At 58.7% G+C, this 22,431-nt stretch carries 24 protein-coding genes; 16 read left to right on the forward strand and 8 right to left on the reverse strand.

The window, feature by feature from the left end:
- From VMN77_09635 to metK, 8 genes are all read right to left on the reverse strand, one after another.
- The coding region (locus VMN77_09635) for a DUF4340 domain-containing protein (GenBank protein HTN44040.1) at nt 1-563 on the reverse strand (563 nt) is incomplete at its 3' end.
- The gene (locus tag VMN77_09640) at nt 563-2,134 is read right to left on the reverse strand and encodes a Gldg family protein (protein ID HTN44041.1); all 1,572 of its coding nucleotides are present in this window, start codon (nt 2,132-2,134) and stop codon (nt 563-565) included. The genes VMN77_09640 and VMN77_09635, both read right to left, overlap by 1 nt.
- A 31-nt stretch (nt 2,135-2,165) precedes the next feature.
- A complete protein-coding gene (locus VMN77_09645; GenBank protein ID HTN44042.1) occupies nt 2,166-2,927 on the reverse strand; it encodes an ABC transporter permease subunit in 762 nt (253 codons plus the stop codon).
- 5 nt (nt 2,928-2,932) lie between these two features.
- Nucleotides 2,933-3,910, reverse strand: coding sequence for an ABC transporter ATP-binding protein (locus VMN77_09650; GenBank protein ID HTN44043.1), 978 nt, complete (start codon nt 3,908-3,910; stop codon nt 2,933-2,935).
- Between the two features lie 233 nt (nt 3,911-4,143).
- Complete coding sequence (locus tag VMN77_09655) at nt 4,144-4,581, reverse strand: DUF2914 domain-containing protein (protein ID HTN44044.1); 438 nt, start codon at nt 4,579-4,581, stop codon at nt 4,144-4,146.
- A 21-nt stretch (nt 4,582-4,602) separates the two neighbouring features.
- Nucleotides 4,603-5,073 (reverse strand): helix-hairpin-helix domain-containing protein, encoded by a 471-nt coding sequence (locus tag VMN77_09660; GenBank protein HTN44045.1) that lies wholly within the window; start codon nt 5,071-5,073, stop codon nt 4,603-4,605.
- A 105-nt stretch (nt 5,074-5,178) separates the two neighbouring features.
- A complete protein-coding gene (gene ahcY, locus VMN77_09665; protein ID HTN44046.1) occupies nt 5,179-6,435 on the reverse strand; it encodes an adenosylhomocysteinase in 1,257 nt (418 codons plus the stop codon).
- Nucleotides 6,435-7,586 carry a methionine adenosyltransferase gene (metK, locus tag VMN77_09670; protein HTN44047.1) on the reverse strand — a complete coding sequence of 384 codons (1,152 nt, stop codon included), beginning with the start codon at nt 7,584-7,586 and terminating at the stop codon, nt 6,435-6,437. Before metK ends, ahcY begins: the two co-directional genes overlap by 1 nt.
- 246 nt (nt 7,587-7,832) lie before the next feature.
- Here metK and ligA point away from each other — a divergent pair, with 246 nt between their 5' ends.
- From ligA to VMN77_09750, 16 genes are all read left to right on the forward strand, one after another.
- On the forward strand, nt 7,833-10,133 hold the full coding sequence (gene ligA / locus VMN77_09675; GenBank protein ID HTN44048.1) for an NAD-dependent DNA ligase LigA: 2,301 nt from the start codon (nt 7,833-7,835) through the stop codon (nt 10,131-10,133).
- Entirely contained in the window at nt 10,130-10,945 is an 816-nt protein-coding gene (locus VMN77_09680) for a nitrilase-related carbon-nitrogen hydrolase (GenBank protein HTN44049.1), read from the forward strand. The genes ligA and VMN77_09680 overlap by 4 nt, the downstream gene beginning before the upstream one ends.
- On the forward strand, nt 10,942-11,577 hold the full coding sequence (gene nth, locus VMN77_09685) for an endonuclease III (GenBank protein HTN44050.1): 636 nt from the start codon (nt 10,942-10,944) through the stop codon (nt 11,575-11,577). Before VMN77_09680 ends, nth begins: the two co-directional genes overlap by 4 nt.
- Before the next feature lie 79 nt (nt 11,578-11,656).
- Entirely contained in the window at nt 11,657-12,535 is an 879-nt protein-coding gene (locus tag VMN77_09690) for a YicC/YloC family endoribonuclease (protein HTN44051.1), read from the forward strand.
- Between the two features lie 142 nt (nt 12,536-12,677).
- Complete coding sequence (gene gmk / locus VMN77_09695; protein HTN44052.1) at nt 12,678-13,331, forward strand: guanylate kinase; 654 nt, start codon at nt 12,678-12,680, stop codon at nt 13,329-13,331.
- A 46-nt stretch (nt 13,332-13,377) separates the two neighbouring features.
- Nucleotides 13,378-13,758 (forward strand): DNA-directed RNA polymerase subunit omega, encoded by a 381-nt coding sequence (gene rpoZ, locus VMN77_09700; GenBank protein ID HTN44053.1) that lies wholly within the window; start codon nt 13,378-13,380, stop codon nt 13,756-13,758.
- A 13-nt stretch (nt 13,759-13,771) separates the two neighbouring features.
- On the forward strand, nt 13,772-14,998 hold the full coding sequence (gene coaBC, locus VMN77_09705; protein HTN44054.1) for a bifunctional phosphopantothenoylcysteine decarboxylase/phosphopantothenate--cysteine ligase CoaBC: 1,227 nt from the start codon (nt 13,772-13,774) through the stop codon (nt 14,996-14,998).
- 59 nt (nt 14,999-15,057) lie between these two features.
- Nucleotides 15,058-16,242 (forward strand): tetratricopeptide repeat protein, encoded by a 1,185-nt coding sequence (locus VMN77_09710; GenBank protein HTN44055.1) that lies wholly within the window; start codon nt 15,058-15,060, stop codon nt 16,240-16,242.
- Nucleotides 16,242-16,598 (forward strand): hypothetical protein, encoded by a 357-nt coding sequence (locus VMN77_09715; GenBank protein ID HTN44056.1) that lies wholly within the window; start codon nt 16,242-16,244, stop codon nt 16,596-16,598. The genes VMN77_09710 and VMN77_09715 overlap by 1 nt, the downstream gene beginning before the upstream one ends.
- 14 nt (nt 16,599-16,612) lie before the next feature.
- Nucleotides 16,613-17,065, forward strand: coding sequence for a type II 3-dehydroquinate dehydratase (aroQ, locus tag VMN77_09720; protein ID HTN44057.1), 453 nt, complete (start codon nt 16,613-16,615; stop codon nt 17,063-17,065).
- Nucleotides 17,066-17,108: 43 nt separating this feature from the next.
- Nucleotides 17,109-17,666 (forward strand): elongation factor P, encoded by a 558-nt coding sequence (gene efp, locus VMN77_09725; protein ID HTN44058.1) that lies wholly within the window; start codon nt 17,109-17,111, stop codon nt 17,664-17,666.
- 6 nt (nt 17,667-17,672) lie between these two features.
- The gene (gene accB / locus VMN77_09730) at nt 17,673-18,140 is read left to right on the forward strand and encodes an acetyl-CoA carboxylase biotin carboxyl carrier protein (protein HTN44059.1); all 468 of its coding nucleotides are present in this window, start codon (nt 17,673-17,675) and stop codon (nt 18,138-18,140) included.
- Nucleotides 18,141-18,193: 53 nt separating this feature from the next.
- Nucleotides 18,194-19,555 (forward strand): acetyl-CoA carboxylase biotin carboxylase subunit, encoded by a 1,362-nt coding sequence (gene accC / locus VMN77_09735; protein HTN44060.1) that lies wholly within the window; start codon nt 18,194-18,196, stop codon nt 19,553-19,555.
- 2 nt (nt 19,556-19,557) lie between these two features.
- Entirely contained in the window at nt 19,558-20,187 is a 630-nt protein-coding gene (gene thiE, locus VMN77_09740) for a thiamine phosphate synthase (protein ID HTN44061.1), read from the forward strand.
- A 212-nt stretch (nt 20,188-20,399) separates the two neighbouring features.
- Complete coding sequence (locus tag VMN77_09745) at nt 20,400-21,098, forward strand: response regulator transcription factor (protein HTN44062.1); 699 nt, start codon at nt 20,400-20,402, stop codon at nt 21,096-21,098.
- Nucleotides 21,088-22,413 (forward strand): HAMP domain-containing sensor histidine kinase, encoded by a 1,326-nt coding sequence (locus VMN77_09750; GenBank protein HTN44063.1) that lies wholly within the window; start codon nt 21,088-21,090, stop codon nt 22,411-22,413. Before VMN77_09745 ends, VMN77_09750 begins: the two co-directional genes overlap by 11 nt.
- Nucleotides 22,414-22,431 lie beyond the last annotated feature (18 nt).

A 22,431-nucleotide genomic window follows, 5' to 3' on the forward strand; every position in this document is an offset into this window, starting at 1 on the left:
TCCACCTTGTCGTGATCGATCGGGAGGATGATCTTCGTTCGAAAATCGAAGGCCGTTCGGGTCAGCGAACCTTTGATCCATTGCTGCGCCAGGACGACCCGCGGGTCGCCGTCTTTTTGAATGTAGACGGTGCTGGGCATCGGTCCGTCATCCCCGATCAAGAGCCGCTCCGCGCGGTCGGGGAGGGTGAAGGTGATGTCCACGTTGGGATGGGCCAGGCCGAACTCGGACAGGTTCGCGGCCTGGTCCTCGACCACGCGGGTATATCGAACGTCGGCGACCGTCGTGATCAGGCTCTGGACTTCGCGCTGGTCGGCGTCGACCTCCAGGGGCTTCGTCAGCCGCCATTGTCCCTCCGGGGTTTTTCTCAGTTCGATCAGACCGGAGGGGTAGCGCAATTCGACCGTGTCGACGTCGGCGCTCTCGAACTTAAAGAGGCGGTCGGCGTTCTGTTCGGCCTCGCCGGCTTTTTTCCGGTGCGGGATCTCGACGACGACGAGGTAGACGCCGAGCAGCAGCAGCACGGCGGCCAGGATGAGGGTCGATGTGAATTTGCCGCGCACTATAACAGCCGCCGACGTCTCCAGATCGCCATCCCGGTGATGAATACGGCGCCGGGCAGGAGCAAAAGCGAGACGTACATCAGGACCGTTCCCTGGGACCTCGAGAGGAACAGCGGGGTGAAATGGGATTCCTTCGCCCGGATCGAGATCAGGCCTTTCTCCTGGGCCATCCAGGTGACGGTGTTTAAGAACAGATCGCCGTTGCCGGAGAAATTGAAGGAGCCGTTCGCGGCAAAGTCCGAATCCCCGTACACGACCAGCGTCGGCCGCGGAACGTCGGGCGGCTCGTTCTTCTCGGGGGCGTCGTGCGCATGGGGCTCCGGGGAACCGGAGAGTGTTTTCCGGGTGATCACGGCGGCCAGGGTCAACGGCCCCTTGACGTCCTCGGCCGGATCGAAATTCAGCCGCGTCTCGGTCAGGCGGGTCTTGGACCAGCTGTTGTCGCTGGTCTGCGCGATCGGTTTATAGTCATACTCCGGGCCGCGGCCTGATTCGAAATTGACCGATTCGGCGACCGGGAAAAAGGTCGCGAGGTTGAAATTTTTCGTGATGTCATGCGCGGGATAGTTCGTCACGACGGGCACCGTGTAATCCCCGCCCAGCAGCCGGGAAACGGGGTCGACGATCAGCCCCTTTCCCATCTTAACCCCCCACTGGGATAGGAAATCGTCCAGGTTGGCCTGGGCGTCGGGGTCGAGAAGCAGCAGGACCTTCCCGTTGGAGGCCAGATAGCCGGACAGCGCGGTTTTTTCCTGCGGGAGAAAACCTTTTTCCGGACCGGGAATAACCAGCACGGCCGTTTTGTCCGGAACCTTTCCTTCCTCCAGGAGGGAGAGCGATCCGACATCGAATCCCTGTTTCTCGAGGCTGTCCTTCACGCGGGAGAAGCCGGCTTTTTCCGGATCCGAAAGGCGGTGCTCCCCGTGATTCTCCAGGAAAAGGATTTTGCGACGTTCCTCCTGGACGATCCGGATGATCGCATTGGTCAAGGCCTGCTCGTCGATGGTCTTGATCTGGGATTCCTGTTTGCCGCTCTCGAGCACCAGGGTATCGTACTGGGTGATTCCGTATTGTTTGGCCAGCGACGGTTTTTTGTCGGGATCGACCAGAGTGAATGTGATTCGCGGGTTGTGATAGCTGTAACCACTCAACAGGTCCTTCGTCCGGGAACGGGTCGGCCCTTGATCCGAGACGAAGGCGGTGAGCTTTACGTCCCGTTTGAGGTCTTTTAAGACCTGAAGCGTTTGGGGGGCCAGGGAGAAGGAGGAGGTTTCCGAGAAATCGTATCGAAGATGATGCCGGGACAGAATGAAGTTCAGGATGCCCAGGATGGCGATGAAGATCAGGACCATGAGGACGCTGTTGAGCCCGAGTTTGGTCGAGCGCCGCGACGAAAAAGATTTGAGGGCTTCGAAATGAACGATGAAGAAAAAGACCAACAGCCCGAGCGCCGCCAGCTCCGCCAAGGAGACATAGGCTTTCCATTCGGGATTGACTTGATAGGCGATGGCGGCGCCGATCGCCGTTAAGAATCCCAACCAGCCGGCGCCTTTGCTCAATGTGTTCAACATGCAGGAATCTTTTTTTTGCGGATTTTAATTTTTATTTCCATCGTTGGGACTCCAGGACGCGGTGCGTGATGAAAAGTCCCACGATGATGAGGGAGGCCTGGTAGACCAGGTCCTCGGTGTCGATCATTCCCCGTATGAAATTCTCGGTATGCTCGCCGATGGATAGATACGTTAAAACCGATCCCCAGGACGTGTCCGCAGCGGCCTGGGAGATCCAGCCGATCAGCCACAGAAGGAGGACGGCGCCGAACGAAATAAAACTGGCGATGATCTGATTCTCGGTCAGCGACGAGGCCAGCAGGCCGACCGCGATGAAGACCCCGCCCAGCAGCCAGATTCCGAGATAGCCGGTCAGGATCGGCATCCATTGGATGGATCCGTAATACCAAAGCAACAGCGGCATATACGCGGTCAGGGCCAGCATTAGGGTGAAGACCAACAGTGCGGCCAAATATTTCCCCAACACGATCGACAGCAGCGGGACCGGGGAGGTCAGCAGCAATTCGATCGTCTTGATCTTTTTCTCCTCGGCCAGAAGACGCATCGTGATCAGGGGCAGGGTGAGCATCAGGATCACGGCCATGTTGTGAAAGGTGGGGCGGAAGACCAGATCGTTCAGATTGATCTGAGGAAGCGCACCCTGCACACGCATGATCTGCATGCTCTGACTGCTGGCGAAAAGGACGATGCTGTAAAACAAATAACCCGAGATCAGAACGAAAATCGCGGCCACCACGTAAGCGATCGGGGAGGCGAAAAGAATACGGAGCTCCTTTCCCATGATGGCGAGCATGCTCCTCAAGGGGCTTCTCCTTTCAGGGCCTCAACTTTCGATTCCTCCTGTTTCGGTTCTTCCTGGGTCAATTGGAGGAAGACGTCCTCAAGCGACAGTCGGACCGCGGCCAGTTCGATCAGGCCCCATTTGAGGCGGACCGCCTGTGCGGCCAGTTCGGTCCGGATGTCGCGGCCCAGCTCGCATTCCACCATAAACACCTGCCCGTCGGCCGAGGGTTCTTCGAAAATCGAAACGACGCCCGGCACCGTTTTTAATTTTTCGGCGGTATCGGGCGAAGGCGTCCGGAGCGTCAAGCGAACCTTTTCCGACTGACGAAGCTGCGCCGAAAGCGTGTCGGGCGTGTCGACCGCCACGATCCGGCCCTTATGAATGATCACCACGCGCTGACAGACGGCGGTGGCCTCGGGAAGAATGTGCGTGCTGAGAATGACCGTGTGCTGTCCGGCCAGTTCCTTGATCACCTGACGCATCTCGATAATCTGCTTGGGATCCAGCCCCGTGGTCGGTTCATCTAAAATCAGGACTTCGGGGTTGTGGATCAAGGCCTGGGCGAGACCGACGCGTTGACGGTATCCCCGTGAAAGGTTGCCGATCAGGCGATGACGGACATCCGTCAGGGCGCAGCGCTCGAGCACCCGCGTCAGCGCTGTCGCGCGATCCTTCCGTTCGATCCCTTTGATCTTGGAAACGAAGCCGAGATACTCCGTGACCGTCATCTCGGTGTAAAGGGGAGGAGACTCGGGGAGATACCCGATGTGCTTCTTGACGTCCTGGGGATGCTCGAATATATCGTAACCGGCGACGGTGGCCGTCCCGGCGGTGGCCGGCATGAAACAGGTGAGGATGCGCATCGTGGTGGTCTTTCCCGCGCCGTTCGGTCCGAGGAAGGCCAGGATTTCGCCCTTCTCGACGTTGAACGTCACGTCCTCGATGGCGGTGAGCTCGCCGTATCGTTTCGTGAGGTTTTGTACATTAATCATCGAAGGCTCTGTTTTGTCATCGGCACAAATTCTCTATCCGCATTCAAGGAATCAATCACGTCGGTATAATCACGGCGAGTGTTCGATCGCGGAGGTTGGAGGGGCCAACCGCATGGATATGAACTGGAAGGGACTCACGGCTCTCATCGCTGGAAAAATAATATATCGTTCCCGACAGGGGTTTGTCAAGTTTCGGGATCGGGATTTCGATTTGAGGGAGGTGTGGTTCTTCCTTACCGGATCGTGAAGGTCAAGGTTTTCAGGACGGTTCCGTCCTCCGAAGTGACGTCCACTTTCCAGGGTCCGGTGGCGGAGGGGAGGATCGTCTTCGTGCTGTAGGTGCGCCAGCTCGCCGATTTAATCGGGAGGGTCACCTCCATCACCATCCGATCTCCCTGGAACCAGAGATGCTTGATGAGGGTCGGGGGCCGATCGCTTTTGATTCGGGTAAAGCAGTAGAGTTTTCCCACGCTCGCATCGAACGCGACGTCGGGGCTAACCGGGGTCAGATTCTCGACGCGGGATGCGATCATTGCTTCCTCAACGGTGATAGGCGGTGCGGTTTTCTCCTGGGCATAGGCGAGGCGGTTTCCCAACGTCATCGTCAGGATCCCCAGCGCCAGTAAACCGTGGACAATAGCTTTTTCTTTTCCGAAGTGTCTGCGAACCATCACAGCCCCCTTTCCCGTCCGTTAGGGAGATTGCAAAGGATGCTCATTCTTTTTTAAGTTCTCCAATCCCGCCAAGATCCGGTGCTCCAATTCGGTCCCCAGTTCCGGAAGCGTTCGAAGCAGACGGGATCGGGCGAGTTGTTCAAGATCCTGGAGGTTTTCGATCTGAAATCGTTTGTAGAGCAGCAGGGCCAGTTTTGGATCGAGGCCGGGACATTCGAACGGAATCGTTTCGGACGCCGGAACGTTGCCCTCGGGTTCACGGATGGCGCCCGTTTTAAGCCCTTCAAGAATTTTTCGTTCCAGCTCCCGGCCGATCCCGTGGATCTTTTTTAACTGTCCGCGACCGGCGAGGTCGGCCGCCGAATCCCTCGAGCGTTCGAGATTCGTCGCGGCGATCCGGTAGGCCCGGACCCGGTAGGGATTGGCCCCCCCCAGCTGCAATCGATCCGCGATGGCCCGGAACGCGTCCGCGATTTGTTGATTCGTCATGGAACTATTATACCATATTCGTAAGCCAAGCCAAGGGGTAGGGAGGTCGAAATGGCGGCGTTTTTATGGGTGGAAGGGGCGTGAAGAGGTCGGCAAATCCTGCGGCTACGTCCCCATCTCCCAGGAGGCGAGATATTTCTCCTGTTCTTTGGTGAGCCGATCAATTTGGATTCCCATGCCTTTGAGTTTCAACCGGGCGATTTCCTGGTCGATGGCCGCCGGAACGGGATACACCTTTCGTTCCAGTTTTTTGGATTGCTTCACCATGTATTCGGCCGAGAGGGCTTGATTGGCGAAGCTCATGTCCATGACGCTGGCCGGGTGACCCTCCGCGGCCGCCAGGTTGATGAGACGGCCTTCCCCGAGCAGATTAATCCGTCGTCCGTTGGACAGCGTGTACTCCTGCACAAACTCACGAATCGCGCGCTTCCGCTTGCTCATCTTCTCGAGCGCGGGGATATCGATCTCGACATTGAAATGACCCGAGTTACAGACGACCGCCCCGTTCTTCATGACGGCGAAATGCTCCCGGCGGAGGACCTTGATATCGCCCGTGACGGTGACGAAGAAGTCGCCGATCGGGGCGGCGTCGGCCATGGGCATGACGCGAAAACCGTCCATGACGGCCTCGATCGCCTTCAGCGGATCGATTTCCGTGACGACGACGTCGGCGCCCATACCCTTGGCCCGCATCGCGAGGCCGCGGCCGCACCAGCCGTAGCCGCTGACGACGAAGACCGTTCCGGCCACCATGCGATTGGTCGCGCGCAGGATTCCGTCCATGGTGCTCTGACCGGTGCCGTAACGGTTATCGAACAGGTGCTTCGTGTTGGCGTCATTGACCGAGACGATCGGGAATTTCAGAACGCCCCGTGCGGCCATGCTTCTCAGGCGGATCACGCCGGTCGTGGTCTCTTCGGTGCCGCCGATGATGTCTTTGAGGAGGTCTTTCCGCTTGGAATGAAGCGTCGAGACGAGGTCGGCGCCGTCGTCCATCGTGATCATGGGCCGGTGATTCAGGGCCGCCTGAATATGACGGTAGTAGGTCTCGTTGTCTTCCCCTTTGATCGCGAAGACCGGGATATGATGATACTCGACCAGCGCGGCTGCGACGTCATCCTGCGTGCTGAGCGGGTTGGACGCGCAGAGCACCACATCGGCCCCGCCGGCTTTCAGGGTGGTCATCAGGTTGGCCGTCTCGGTGGTAACGTGAAGACAGGCCGAGACCCGGGTCCCCCGTAACGGCAATTCTTTCTTGAAACGTCGATTGACGAGTTCCAGGACGGGCATTTCCTGCTGCGCCCATTCCATCCGGAGCAGGCCCTTTTGCGCGAGACGAATATCCTTGATATCGTAATCCATTATATTCCGGCTTCCTTTCGAAGGGTGTCGGCCAAATCGGTCTTCTCCCAGGTGAACTCCGGCTCGGTTCGGCCGAAGTGACCGTAGGCCGCGGTCTTCTTGTAAATCGGACGTCGGAGTTTTAAGTGATCGATCATTCCCTTGGGCGTCATGGGGAAATGTTTTTGCACGAGCTTCATGATTTTCTGACTTGGAACCTTTCCGGTATTTTTGGTATTGACCAGAATGGACACCGGCTCCGGAACCCCGATGGCATAGGCCATCTGGATCTCGCAGCGGTCCGCGAGCCCCGCCGCAACGATATTCTTGGCGATGTACCGGGCCATGTAGGACGCCGAGCGGTCGACCTTGGAAGGGTCCTTCCCGGAGAAGGCCCCGCCCCCGTGGCTTCCCACGCCACCGTAGGTGTCGACGATGATCTTCCGCCCCGTCACGCCGGTATCCCCCTGCGGACCTCCGACGACGAAACGGCCGGTGGGGTTGATGTGATAGATGATTTTTTCCTCATCCATCAGTTCGGCCGGAATGATGGGTTTGATGACTTTCTCGATTATGTCTTCCCGGATTTCCTTTAACGTCACCTCCGGGCTGTGCTGGGCCGAGATGACGACCGTCGTGACCCGGACCGGTTTCCCGTTCCGATAGTCGACGGTCACCTGGGATTTTCCGTCGGGCCGAAGGTACGCCAGGATGTCTTTTTTCCGGACCTCCGTCAGACGGCGCGTCAGCTTGTGGGCCAGGATGATGGGCGTGGGCATGAACTCCGGCGTCTCATTGCTGGCATACCCGAACATGATGCCCTGATCGCCCGCGCCGCCGGTGTCCACGCCCTGGGCAATGTCCGGGGACTGGGAATGGATCGAGGTGATCACGGAGCAGGTTTCGTAATCGAAACCGTACTTGGCCCGCGTGTAGCCGATCTCTTTGATGGTTTCGCGCACGATGTCCGGAATCTCGACGTAGCAGGTGGTGCTGATCTCTCCCGCGACGAAGGCCAGCCCGGTGGTCACCAGGGTCTCGCAGGCCACGCGGCAATACGGATCCTGGCCGATGATGGAATCCAGGATCGCGTCCGAAATCTGGTCCGAAATTTTATCGGGATGTCCTTCGGTGACGGATTCCGAAGTAAACAAATAATCCTGTCCTGTCATGGATGTCTCCTTTGATCTCATCTATCGCGTCATTTCCCAATTTGCGTTGTTGAGCATGGCTGAAGGTGCGAAACCAGGCGGCCGCATTCGGAAAATTTCTTGAATGGAAACCACCATTTTTATATCACAGCCGTGATTTTTGTCAAGGAAAAAGTGAATCGACTTCGTTCGCCCTCTGCTTGACAGAACGGAGGGTGACACGGTACAGTCGGGTCGTTGGAAATTTCACCGGGAGCGACGCTTCAGATGTCTGTGCCGGCGAACGTGAACAAGCGGGTGCGGGCCTTGCGCGAGGCCATCGAGCTGCACAATTATCGTTACTATGTCCTCGACGCGCCGACCATCCCGGACGTCGAATACGACAAGCTGTTCCGGGAACTTCAGGACCTGGAGAGGAAATACCCGGAACTCGCCGTTCCCGAATCCCCCACGCAGCGGGTGGGCGCCGCTCCCCTGAGCGAGTTCGCGACGGTTGCACACCGCACACCGATGTTGTCCCTCAACAATGCCTTCGAGGAGGAAGAAGTCGTCGCCTTCGACCGCCGGATCCGCGAGCAGTTGCACCTGGAGGAGGTGGAGTATGCCGTGGAACCGAAATTCGACGGCGCGGCGGTCAGTCTGTCCTATCAAAACGGCCTGCTGGTGCGGGGGGCGACCCGCGGGGACGGTTACACGGGCGAAGAAGTCACCGCCAATCTGCGCACGGTCAAGGTCATTCCGTTGCGATTGCCGTCCGAACCGCCTCCGGCCTGGCTGGAAGTCCGGGGCGAGGTCCTGATGCTCAAGCGCGATTTCGAACGACTGAATCGGGAGCAGGTCCGGAAGGGCGAAAAACAATTCGTCAACCCCCGCAACGCCGCGGCCGGCGGTCTCCGGCAGCTGGATCCGCGCATGACCGCCGCGCGACATCTCACCTTTTTTGCCTACGCGCTGGAGGGCGCGGAGGGCGTGTCTCTGCCCCGGACCCACAGCGCGTTGATGGATTTTCTCGTCACGCAGAAATTTCCGGTTTGCCCCGAGCGGAAAGTCGTTCGTGGGGTTCAGGGGTTGTTGGATTACTACCGTTTCATCGGCTCCAAACGTGAAACGCTCCCCTACGACATTGACGGGGTGGTCTACAAGATCAATCCCTTGAATCAGCAGGAACGGATGGGGTTTGTGTCCCGCGCGCCGCGCTTTGCCCTGGCGCACAAGTTTCCGGCCCAGGAGGCGATGACCGAAGTCTTGGACATCGACGTTCAGGTGGGACGGACGGGGGCCGTGACGCCGGTGGCGCGGCTCAAGCCGGTCTTCGTGGGCGGCGTGACGGTGACGAATGCGACGCTGCACAACGAGGACGAGGTCCGTCGGAAAGACGTCCGGATCGGGGACACCGCGATCGTCCGGCGCGCCGGCGACGTCATTCCGGAGGTGGTCGGGGTGGTGCCGGATCGGCGGCCCGCCGGCGCGAGGGAATTCGTCATGCCGCGGGTCTGTCCCGTCTGCGGATCGAAGATCGTCCGGCTTCCGGGCGAGGCGATCTCCCGGTGCAGCGGGGGCCTGTACTGTCCCGCGCAACGAAAGCAGGCGATATTGCATTTCGCCAGCCGCCGGGCCATGGACATTCAAGGCCTGGGAGAAAAGCTGACGGATCAACTGGTGGACAAGCGCCTCGTGGAAACGGCGGCCGATCTTTACCGTCTGGACGGTCCGACCGTCGCACGGCTGGAACGGATGGCCGAGCTTTCCGCGGGCAATCTGGTGAAGGCGATTGAAGCCAGCAAACGAACGACGCTGGCGCGTTTCATCTACGCCCTCGGCATCCCGGATGTGGGGGAGGCCACGGCCAAGGAACTGGCCCGTTTTTTCGGGGATCTGGATCCGCTGATGGATGCGGAGGAGCCAACGCTCCGAACCATTCCGGACATCGGGCCCGAAGTCGCCCAGTCCATCCTCCAGTTTTTTTCGGAGCTCCACAACCGGAAGGTGATCGGGCAGTTGAGGGCGGCGGGCGTGCGCTGGGAGCGGGAAGCGGGGGGACCGAAAAAAACGACGCTGGCGCAGTTCATCGCCCAGCTGGAGATTCCGGGCATCGGGCCGTCGACGGCGGAGCGTCTGGCCGAAAGGTCCAAGGGCATCGAGCGATTGATGGAGGCCGACGCCCAAACATTGCGGGAAGCCTTCGATCTTCCCCCGAATGCCGCCCGGTCGGTCGCCGAATATTTCCGAAACCCTAAAAATCGAAAAATGATCGGACAACTTCTGGATCTCGGCCTGACCCTCACCGGGGGGGCCGAGACCGTCGAAACCCTCTCGCCGGTGCGCGGCAAAACGTTTGTCCTGACCGGAACCCTTCCAAGCCTGACGAGGGAGGCGGCCAGGGAGAAGATCGAAACGCTGGGCGGGAAGGTGACCAGCAGCGTATCGAAGAAAACGGATTACGTCGTCGCCGGCGCCGATGCGGGGAGCAAACTCGAAAAGGCCCGGGGCCTGGGCGTCCGCGTTTTGGATGAAGAGGGTCTGATGAAACTTTTGTCGGAAGCCACACGAGGGGGCTCTCCGAAATGATTGGTGCCGGATTTTATCAATTCGGGCCGGTGTTCGGGGAAATCCGACGGAATGTGGAGTCGGTCCTGGGGCGGCTGGATCGGATCGACCGGGGCGCGGCGGACCTGATCGTCCTTCCGGAACTTTTCAACAGCGGCTATCAATTTATATCCCGACGCGAGGTGTCCGAGTTGTCGGAGGAGGTTCCGGAAGGATTTACGACACGGCGCTTGTGCGAATTCGCCGGGGACAAGAAACTCTGGCTGGTGGCCGGTCTTCCCGAGCGGGCCGGGAAAGTGATATATAACTCGGCCGTGCTGATCGGCCCCAAAGGGTACGTGGCCACCTATCGAAAAATTCATCTGTTTTACGAAGAAAAACTCTGGTTCAAGCCGGGGATGAACCGCTTCCGGTCCTACGACATCGGAAAGGCGCGGATCGGAATCATGGTCTGCTTCGATTGGTTTTTTCCGGAAGCGGCCCGATCCCTGTCGCTGGCCGGGGCCGAGATCATTTGCCATCCGGCCAATCTCGTCCTGCCGTATTGTCCCGACGCCATGGTCACTCGATGCCTCGAGAACCGGGTCTTCGCGATCACGTCGAACCGCATCGGCTCCGAGCAACGCGGCGGCCGAAAGCGCCTGACCTATATCGGCCGGAGCGAGATCGTCGATCCTGGGGGCGGCATCCTTTTCCGGGCTCCGCGGAATCGGGAGACGCTCAAGATTGTGGAGTTCAACCCCCGCGAGGCAAGGCATAAGACGCTGAACCGCTACAATAATCTTTTTAGAGATCGGCGCACCGAATTGTACAACAAAGGTGGGTCACGGTGAACAAACTCGATCATCTTATCAAAGTTCTCGACCGCGAGTTTCCGGATCCGAGGGTCGAGCTCCATTATAAGAAGCCGCTGGAGCTCCTGATCGCGACGATCCTCTCGGCCCAATGCACGGATGATCGCGTCAACAAGGTCACCCCCCAGCTGTTCAAAAAATATAAGAGCGCTAAGGACTATGCGACGGCCGATCCGGCCGTCCTGGAACAGGAGATCCGGTCCACCGGCTTTTACAAAAATAAGGCCAAGAGCATAATCGGTTGCTGTCGGGCCCTGGTCGAGAAGCATGCCGGGCGGGTTCCGCAAACGATGGAAGAGCTGGTCGAGCTGCCCGGCGTCGGGAGAAAGACCGCCAACGTCATCCTGGGAAACTGTTTCGGCCGGCCGGCCATCGTGGTGGATACGCATGTCCGTCGGGTCAGTCAACGCCTTGGACTGACCCGGTCGGATGATCCGGATGAAATCGAGACGGAACTCGGACGCTTCATTCCCGAGAAGAAATGGACCCGCGTCGCGCATCAACTGCTGCTTCACGGACGCTACTTCTGCAAGGCGAAAAATCCCCGGTGTCCGGACTGCGACCTCAAGCCGATCTGCCGTTATTTCAAGCAGGAGCGCGGGGCCGATTGATCCCGAACGGCGCCGCCTTTGTTTGACAAACCCGCCGGTTATCTATATAATAACGGGTTTATAAACAAGGCGAGACTTGATGATCGAAAGCATGACCGGCTACGGCCGAAGCGAAGGGAGTTATCGCGACCTGACGATCGTCGCGGAGCTTCGGTCGACCAACCACAAGTACTGCGACATCACGATCCGGTTGCCCAAGCTTTTGCTCCCCCTCGAAACCGTACTGAAGAAACAGGTGCAGCAGCGATTTACCCGCGGCCGGCTGGAGCTGGCCGTGTCGATCAACGGCGCCCACGAGCAGCCGAAACGACTCGATGTCGATCTTGAACTGGCCCGCCAGTATTCCCGGATTTTGAAGGACCTGAAGACCAAATTGGAATTGCCGGGCCAGATCGATCTGGGCCTGTTGATGAATTTCAGGGACATCATCACCACCGCAGAGTTGGCGGAGACGACGGAGGCTTTGTCGGCGCAGGTTCAGGAACTCCTGAAGGAGGCCATGGACCGGCTGGAGGACATGCGGCGGAAGGAGGGTCGGGCGCTGGTCCGCGACCTTCGTCAGCGTCTTCGGGTGATCGAGCGCGCGTTGCGCCGCATCCAGACGCGCATCCCGAAAATGGTTCAAGGCTATCAGGCCCGTCTCGGCGACCGCATCGAACGTCTCACCCAGGGCGTGAAATTGGATCCGGCCCGCTTGGCACAGGAGGTGGCTGTTTTCGCCGAGCGATCGGACGTGAGCGAAGAATTGACCCGCCTCAAGAGCCACCTGAACCAGTTCAGGACCATGATCCGGGGGAAGGAAGCCGTCGGACGAAGCCTGGATTTTCTGATCCAGGAAATGAATCGGGAGGCCAACACGGTCGGCTCCAAGGCCAGCGATGCCTCCATCGCGATGGAGGTTGTGGGCATCAAGAGTGAGTTGGAAAAATTGAGGGAACAGGTTCAGAACATCGAATGACGGCCGGTATGGGATTCATCGGCAGGGGCTTGCGCCGCCCTCTCCACTGGCAGGGTTCGTTGGAGCGACGCGACCGGGCGGCTCGACTGAGCTCGCCGAAGTCCACCCCCTCCCGCTCGCCGCGCCCGCTGGAAAGAGGCTCATGGGTGACGTCGTAGAACCCAAAGGGGAAGGAGATATCGCGTCCCGAAAAAGGGGCCTGCTTTTGGTTGTGTCCGCCCCCTCCGGGGCGGGGAAAACCACGTTGTGCCGCGAGATGGCCCATACCATGCCCGGTCTGCGTTATTCCATTTCCTACACCACGCGTTCGCCCCGCGCGAACGAGGTCGATGGCCGGGACTACTTTTTCATCACAGAGCCCGAATTTATGCAAATGGTCGCCCGGAACGAATTTGCGGAATGGGCCAAGGTCCATAATAATTTCTATGGGACCCAGGCGGATTTTTTAAAGCGGACGATGGCCGGAGGGACGGATGTTCTCCTGGATGTCGATACCCAAGGGGCCAAATTATTAAAAAAGCGGTTTCCGGACGGGGTTTTCATCTTCGTCCTTCCCCCTTCCATGGCGATCTTGATGGAACGGCTTCGGGACCGGCAATCGGACACGCCGGAAGAAATCGAGCGACGCCTCCGGGTGGCTCGAGAAGAGATTCAAAATTTCAGCGACTACGACTATATTATCATCAATGATGAAATAAAGAAGGCCATCCGCGATCTGGAATCCGTCATTTTGGCCGAGCGCATCCGGATTACCCATGCCGAGCAGGACTGGATTCGCGAACAGTTTTTGAGGTGAGCCCGCGAAAAAGCTAGCGGGAGGGAAAAATGGAGGGAATGAAATAATGGACATCATGTCGTTGATCACGGATTTTGACGATACCAAGATCGACAGCCGGTACCGGCTGGTCATCATCGCGGCCCAGCGGGCCCGACAGCTGATGCAGGGGTCCAAGCCCCAAGTCACCAGCAAGTTCACCAAGGAAACCACCGTAGCCCTGGACGAGGTCCTGCAGAGCAAGACGGACTTTATGACCGGAAAGGAGGCCAAGGTGGCCATGAAAGAGGCCATGGCGGCCCGGGAGCTCGAGGAGCGGGCACGGGCCAAGGCCCGGGCCAAGGCACTGCTGCCGCAGGAAGATGAAAGCGAAATCAAAAAGGACCTCAGCGTCTACCTGAGCGACCGCAAGGAGGAAGAGCCCCCCGTCGTCGAGCCGGAAGAGTAACAGGGAAAGCGGTATGGAAATGGATCTTCAAGGCAGGCACATCCTTTTGGGTATAACGGGAAGCATCGCGGCCTACAAAGCGGTCCTGGTCCTTCGGCAACTCGTCCACGCCGGGGCGCAGGTGACGGTTGTAATGACCTCGTCGGCGCAGCAATTCATCGCGCCGCTTACCTTTCAGGTCCTGTCCCGGCGCCCTGTTTACACGAGCCTTTTCGATCCCAGCGAGGAGATTCGCCACCTGACCTTGGCCGAGCGGGTCGATATGATTCTGATCGCCCCGGCGACGGCCAATGTCATCGGCAAACTCGCGAACGGCATCGCGGATGATCTCCTCACCACCCTCGCGGTGGCCAGTTCCTCGCCGATGGTGATCGCCCCGGCCATGGATGGGGACATGTGGACGCATCCCGTGCTGCAGCGCAATTTATCGGTTCTGGACGGTCTCGGTGTTCAGGTGCTCTCTCCCGAAGAAGGTCCTCTGGCCTCCGGCAAGGAGGGGATAGGACGCCTGGCTTCCGAGAGCCGGATCGTGGAGGCCGTCATTACCCGGCTGAGAAAGCGGGAAGACCTGAAGGGGGAAACGGTGTTGGTGACGGCCGGACCCACTCGGGAACCGATCGATCCGGTACGCTACATCACGAATCGATCCTCGGGGAAAATGGGCTATGCCCTGGCGCGCGCCGCCCAGGGACGCGGGGCGAGGGTCCTTTTGATCAGCGGGCCGACGCATCTTCCGGTCCCTGCGAAGGTGGAGCGGATTTCGGTCCAATCCGCGGCGGAGATGCGGGAGGCCGTATTGCGATGCTTTCCCGACGCGACCGTGCTCATCATGGCGGCGGCGGTCTCGGACTATCGTCCCGTGCAGAGATCGGAACAAAAGCTTAAAAAAGGTCGTGAACCCCTGTTCCTTGAACTTGAACCCACCGCGGATATTCTGTCGGAGGTCCGTTCGCGGCGGGGCCAACAGATTCTGATCGGCTTTGCCGCCGAGACGGAGCAGGTTGTAAGCCGGGCCCGTTCCAAACTGGAGCGGAAGGGGCTCGATCTGATCGTGGCCAACGACGTGACCCAGGAGGGAGCGGGTTTTGACCTGGACACCAATGTGGTCACATTCATAGATGCCAACGGCGACGCGACGGCCTTGCCCAAATTGTCAAAGGCCGAAGTGGCCGAGAGGATCCTCGATCGGATCAAGGAGCTGAAAAGTCGAGCGGGAACGGGAAATCGGCCAGTTCATTGACTTTTTTCCGGGATTTGTTATGATGAAGCGGCCCGAACGGTTATCTCTCCTGGAGATTTATGGATAAGAAAAAGGGACAGGAAAAGCCTCTTTCTCCCGAAATCATCAAGTTGTCGGAAAAATTAAGCAAAGATCCCAAGTCAAGGCTCTTTGTGGCCTTGGCGGAGGAATACTTGAAGTCCGGGATGACCCACGAGGCCATGATCGTATTGACCGACGGATTGAAGATTCATCCAAACTTTCATACGGCCCGGGCGACCCTGGCGAAGGTTTATCTTGAAATCGGTCAGATCGCCGACGCAAGGGGGGAGTTTGAACAGGTGATCAAGGCCGATCCCGAAAACCTCCTCGCCCACCGGAAGCTGGCCAAACTTTACAAGGACGCGGGTCGGATGGACAAGGCGCGGATTTCCTGCAAGGCCGTATTGCTGTCCAATCCCAAGGACGCCGAGATGAAACTCATCCTGGAGGAACTGGATCGCATCGAAGCGACTCAAAGACAGAAGACTCAGGCGCAAACGGTCGTTTCAAACGACGCGGTTTCCGTCGAAGCGCTGGTGGAGCAAACTACCCATACCCAGCCCGAGCCGAAAACTGAAGAGGCCGCGGCCGAAATTTCCCCGTCCCTGATGGAGGCGCCGCCGGTAACCGCGGAAGTTGCACCGGCGCCGGCGGAAGGGCCGCCGGCGGCCGAGGCTTCGTCGGCCCTCGTCGGCACCGCCGAACCCAAAGCCGCGTCTGTCGAACGGAAAGAGGCCTTTCCGTCCCTGGAGGAAATTTTGGGTGCTCCGGCGGCGGAAGCGCCCTTGACGGGGAATGCGCCGGATGTCCCTCAGCCCGGGTCGCCGAAATCCCAAAAGGCGCCCCTTGAACAAGGGCCGGCCGTCCCCACCCCCGCCGATGAAATCACTACCGAGGCCCTGGGCGATTTGTATGTCAAGCAAGGCTTTTACGAGAAAGGGATCGCCATCTATCGGCGATTGTTGGCCAATGATCCCACGAATCAGGTCTTGTTTAAAAAACTGGATGAAACCGTCGACCTGGCCCGGCTGCTGAACGAGGGCCCGCAACTCAATACGTCCACCCAAGCCCCGGCCGGAACCGCCCCGCCTGCACCCCCGCCGGCCCCGAAGCCGTCATCCCCGACGGAGTCCGCGCCGGCCGATGACCGGGATCAACAAAAGATGCAGAAGATACAGCGGCTTCAATCCTGGTTGGACAGCATTAAAAAGGGGCAAGGCTGATGAGCCTGGCCGATTCGCTCCAGCGGGTGACCGAAGAACTCGAGGAAGCGCACGGCGTGGCCCTCGTCGGTATGGATGGGATCGTGGTCGAAGAGCTGAAACGGGATGATCAACTCGACCTCCAGGTTCTCGGGGCCGAGTTCAACGGCCTTCTCAAGACGGCCGGCAAGCTGGGCGATTCGGTCGGGTTCGGTGGAATCACGGAACTGGTGACCAGCGCCGAACGTTTCGTGGTGCTCGTCCGGCAGGTCACCGCCGACTATTTTTTGATTCTTGTGATCCAAGCCGGAGGAAATCTGGGAAAGGCGCGCTTCCTTCTGCGACGCGCCGCCGCGCTGCTCAAAACAGAGCTGTGAGGAAACGGAAAACCGTGGATCGAATACTGGTGCTGCATGGTCCGAATTTGAATCTGCTGGGAAGTCGTGAAACCTCGGTGTATGGGGCCGTCTCCTTGTCCGAGATAGACAGGCAGCTCAAAACGCTGGCCGAGAAAGAAGGGGTGGAACTGACCATCGAGCAGTCCAACTCCGAAGGAGAACTGGTGACTCTGATTCAGAAAGCGTCCGGTCGGTACCAGGCCTTGTTGATCAACCCCGCGGCCTATACCCATACCAGTATTGCGTTGCGCGATGCGGTCGCTTCGGTGAGCCTGCCCACCGTTGAAGTCCACCTGTCGAATATCTATCAGCGCGAGAGCTTTCGCCGGCACTCCTACATCGCGGAAGTCTCCGTCGGACAAGTCAGCGGGTTCGGCGCCTACAGTTATCAATTGGGGCTGTTGGCTGCGATCCACCATTTGAGGACGAAACCGGCGAAGGCCTGACGGTTTTTCCATAACACCTAAAACAGCCAAGGAGGGAGTGGGTGTGATTTCTACGACCGAATTTCGCAACGGCGCCAAGGTGGAAATTTCCGGCGAGCCGTTCGTCATTGTCGAGTTTCAGCATGTCAAACCCGGAAAAGGAGGGGCGTTTGTCCGGACGAGGCTGAAGAGCCTCAAGAGCGGAAATGTCCTCGAGCGCACCTATCGTTCGGGCGAAACGCTGGAGGAGCCGGATATCGAGGAAAAGGAGATGCAGTTCCTGTATGCCCAGGGACGCGAATACCACTTTATGGACACCTCCACCTATGAGCAGTTGGCCTTTGACCAGGATCAGCTGGGGGACAGCCGGGATTTTTTAAAAGAGAACATGCTCGTAAAAATTCTGATCTACAAGGGCAAACCGCTAACCGTGGAAGTTCCGACTTTTGTGGCGCTGAAAATCAGCCGAACGGATCCCGGGGTGAGGGGAGACACGGCCAGCGGCGGGACCAAGCCGGCCGTCCTGGAAACCGGGGCCACGATCAAGGTGCCCTTGTATTTGGAAGAAGGGGATGTCATCAAGGTTGACACCCGATCCCGGGCCTATGTGGAACGGGCCTAGGGCGTTATGAACATCAAGGAACTCAAAGAGCTGATTGAGTTAATCCAGAAAGGCCAGATCGCCGAACTGGAGCTGGAAAAATCGGGGGTGCGGGTCCGGATCAAGAGAGACCGCACCCCGGCGGTCCCCGTACCCTTGACCGAGGAAGCGCCGGCGGCTTCGACGATTCCGGTGGAGGCCCCGCTTCCGCATGGGGCTTCGCCCCCGTCCACGGTTCCGGCCGGCTGGCTTACGTTGACGGCGCCGGTCGTGGGGACCTTCTATCGGGCTCCGGCGCCCGATTCGGATCCCTACGTCGAGATCGGCAGTCCGGTCAAAAAGGGACAGATTCTTTGTGTGATCGAGGCGATGAAGCTGATGAACGAGATCGAGTCGGAGTGGGAGGGAAAAATCGTCGAGATCCTGGTCGAGAATGCCCAGCCGGTGGAGTACGGCGCGCCTCTTTTTCGCATCGAGCCGCTCGCCCCGACCTGACGGTCGGCTTCGGACCGTTTCGGAAACCCTCATCGGAGATCAAAGAGACACCCGTGTTTAAAAAAATTTTGGTGGCCAATCGAAGTGAAATCGCCGTCCGGATCATCCAAGCCTGCCGTGAGCTTGGAATCAAGACCGTCGCCGTTTATTCGGAGGCCGACGCCCAAGCCCTTCATGTCCGGTTGGCGGATGAACATCTCTGCATCGGGCCGGCGGACGCGGCGCTCAGTTACCGCAATATCCCGAACATCCTCAGCGCGGCCGAGATTACGGGCGCCGAGGCCGTTCATCCTGGATACGGTTTTCTGGCCGAGAACGCGCATTTTGCGGAAGTGTGTCAGTCGGTCGGTATCAAGTTCATCGGGCCGACATCGGAGAATATCGCCATGATGGGGGACAAGGCGAAAGCCCGGGAGATCATAACGAAGCAAGGGATCCCGGTCTTGCCCGGCAGCCAGGGGGTGATTTCGGAAGAAAAGGAGGCCCTGGAGGCGGCCAAGCGCATCGGATATCCGGTCATCATCAAGGCCACCGCGGGCGGGGGAGGACGGGGGATGCGGGTGGTGACGCAGGAGGAGGATTTCCTGTCGGCCTTCCAGACGGCCCAGGCCGAGGCGAAAACCGCTTTCGGGGACAGCGGCGTTTACCTGGAGAAATATTTCCTTGAACCCCGGCACATCGAGGTCCAAATCCTGGCGGATGAAAAAGGCCGTACGGTCTATTTGGGCGAGCGGGACTGTTCCATACAACGCCGGCATCAAAAGCTCATCGAAGAATCGCCGTCGGCCGCGGTCGGTGATGCCCTCCGGAGGGAGATCGGTCTGGTCGCCGTCGCGGTGGGTCGGTCGGTCAATTACTGCAACGTCGGCACCGTGGAGTTTCTCCTGGACAAAGATCAGCGGTTCTATTTTATGGAGATGAATACCCGGATCCAGGTCGAGCATCCGGTGACCGAGATGGTGACCGGAATCGATTTGATCAAGGAGCAGATCAAGATCGCCGCCGGCCTGCCCCTGGACTTCCGTCAAAATGACATCAAGGTGCGCGGTCACAGCTTTGAATGCCGGATCAACGCCGAATGTCCGGACACCTTCACGCCGTCCCCCGGAACGATCTCGAACTTCCGGCCCCCGGGCGGGCCGGGTGTCCGGGTGGATTCCGCGGTGATGTGCGACAGCGTGGTTCCCCCGTATTACGATTCGCTGATCGCCAAACTCATCGTCCATGCCGAAAACCGGGATGGGGCGGTGGCCCGCATGCGACGGGCCTTGGACGAGTTCGTGATCGAAGGAATCAAGACCACGATCCCCCTTCACAAGCGAATCTTTGATGATCCCGTGTTTCAGAAAGGAAGAATCTCGACCGGCTATCTCGAAAAATTTCTCTCTTCGGAGCAGGCCCGAGTCTCCGGTTGAAGATGAAATCGTCCGTCGCCTCCGGTCTCACCTTGATCCTGGATCACGATTCGTTGGCGGGTCGGTCCCTGACGGACGTCGCCGCGCAGGCCATGGCCGGCGGTGTGGAATCCCTTCAATACCGCGCGAAAAATCTCTCCAAACGGGATGCCTATTACCATGCCCTCCAACTTCGGGCCTTATCGCGGCGAAGCGGGGTGACCTTCTTGATCAATGACTGGGTGGATCTGGCCCTGGCCGTCGGGGCCGACGGGGTCCATCTCGGACAGGATGATCTTCCCTTGTCGGCGGCGCGTTCCCTCCTTGGGCCGGATCGGATCATCGGCATCTCGGCCCACGTCCTGGAGCAGGCCACGGAGGCCGAGGCCGGGGGGGCGGATTATCTCGGCATCGGCCCGGTTTTCTCGTCGATCACCAAACAGGACCGCCCCCCTCTCGGTTGCGAAATGCTGCGACGATTCCGCGAGCAGGTTCGGATTCCCATCGTCGCCATCGGCGGAATCTCCCCGCGTAATGTCCGTCAGGTGATGACGACCGGGGTCGATGGAGTTGCGGTGGTTTCGGCGATTCTCTCCCAGTCCGATGTGAAACGCGCGACGGCCGATTTGGAAAAAATCCTCCGATCCGGTTGAACCGGCCGGGGACAATCGGACTCTTGATCATTTCCCCTTCCCTCCATTGTCCTCTCGGATGAGAGGATCGCCCTGATGAATTCGGAGCGTTCCGCCGATCACCGAATACAAATTGTTACAATTTTTTACATCTTGGAAAAGCTTCCCTTTTAAAACTTTGGTAGGATAAGTTTAGTGAACAGCGAGGGCTTCGGGTCCAATTCGGGAGTCAGATGAAGGCCACCGTTCTCATTATTGATGACGACGCCAAGCTGAACCAACTGCTGGTCGATTTTCTCGGAGATTATGGATTCAACGTTCTCACGGCCGCCCGTCCCGATGAGGGATTGAGGAAACTCAAGCAACAGGTGCCGGATCTGATCATCCTGGACGTCATGCTTCCCGGAATGAGCGGTTTTGAGGTTTGCAAATTGATCCGTCGGTCCTATACGGTTCCGATCATTATGTTGACGGCGAGGGGCCTGGTGACCGATAAGATCGTGGGTTTGGAGCTGGGGGCGGACGATTATCTTCCAAAACCTTTTGAGCCGCGAGAATTGGTGGCGCGTATTCAGTCCGTTCTCCGCCGGGCTCGGGGGGGGGACGAACCTTCCGTCAAAAAATTCGGGAGGTTGGAGGTCGACTTTTCCAAACGGAGCGCGAAGCTGGACGGGGCCCTCGTTGATCTGACAACGAACGAGTTTGCCGCATTGGCGTTGATGGTCAAAAACAGCGGCAAGGTGTTGAACCGGGACCAGATCCTGCAGGAGTTGCGGGGGATGGAGTATGACGCGTTCAATCGTTCCGTCGACATCACAATGAGCCGGTTGCGCCACAAATTGCGGGACGATCCCAAAAACCCTTCCTTCATCAAGACCGTGTGGGGAACGGGCTACGTCTTTATCGCAGGTGAGGAACCCGATGGGGAATAACTGGATCACAATGATTTTCCATTCGATTTTTACCAAGCTGCTGCTCGTCCTGATCGTTGCCGGCATCTGCATCAACCTCTCGGTGACCTCCTTCATCCGGCACGAGCACGCAACGAACGAGCCGGCCATGCGCAATTCCATCATCAATCATCTGAACTACATCGTTAAAGATCTTGGCGATCCTCCCGACCCGGAACGGGCCCGGGAAATCGCCCGAGAGGCGTTGATCCAGATCCGTTATCAGAGCCCGGATCTGAACTGGTCCACTTCAGAGACCCTCTCCCTCTCTCCTCAGATGAAGTTGCGACCGTCGCGGAAGCGCCCGAATGTTCTGATCGGAGAGGACCGCGGCCGCCATATCTTTGTGATGGAGGACCGCGGGGGGCGCTTCATTTTTGAATTGGGCCACGAGTTCAATTGGACGGCCGTAAACGTAGAGGCTGTCGGCCGTTTGATCGCCCTGCTGACGGCGATTCTCGCCGGGACCTATATTCTCATCCGGAGAATTTTGAACCCCGTCAAGGCGCTCACCGAGGGTGTCAGAGCCGTGAGTCGCGGAAACCTCGATCACCGCGTTCAGCTCCGGCGTTCCGACGAGCTGGGAGAATTGGCCGGTGCCTTCAACGCCATGACGGAGCGGCTGCGAAACATGCTCCGGGCGAAGGAGCAGCTGCTGCTGGACGTGAGCCATGAATTGCGTTCTCCGTTGACGCGGATGAAGGTCGCGTTGGAATCCCTGTCCGAAGGTTCCGCGAAGAAAAGCATACGGGAGGACGTGGAAGAAATGGAGAAGATGGTGACCGAGGTTCTCATGACGGCCCGTTCGCACTTCACCCACGGCCAGCTCAATCTCCAGCCGGTCAATCTGATTGACCTTATCAGGGGGGTGGCCTCGGTCTTCGAGGGCCGTCTCCCCCGCATTCGGATGGGCGACATGCCGGACCGCGTTGAGCTGAATTTGGACGCCGCCCGGGTTAAAACGATGCTGAAAAATGTGTTGGATAATGCCGTGAAATACTCGTTCAACTCCAGTCGACCCGTGGAAATTTCGATGGAGCGCCGCGGAGCCTATTGGACGATCCATATACGGGATAATGGCGTCGGAATTCCGGAAGATGAGCTCCCGTACATCTTTGAGCCCTTTTACCGCGTCGATAAATCACGTTCCAAAGACACCGGGGGGTATGGATTGGGGCTGAGCCTGTGCAAGACCGTGATGGAGGCACACCAGGGAAAGATCGAGGTGGAGAGCGCCCCGGACCGGGGCACCACCGTTTCCCTGTTCTTCCCCGTCAACAATCATACGGGGTCTTAGGCTTACTGGGGGAAAGGA

It is taken from the genome of Nitrospiria bacterium, from assembly GCA_035498035.1.
Lineage (GTDB): Bacteria > Nitrospirota > Nitrospiria > JACQBZ01 > JACQBZ01 > JACQBZ01.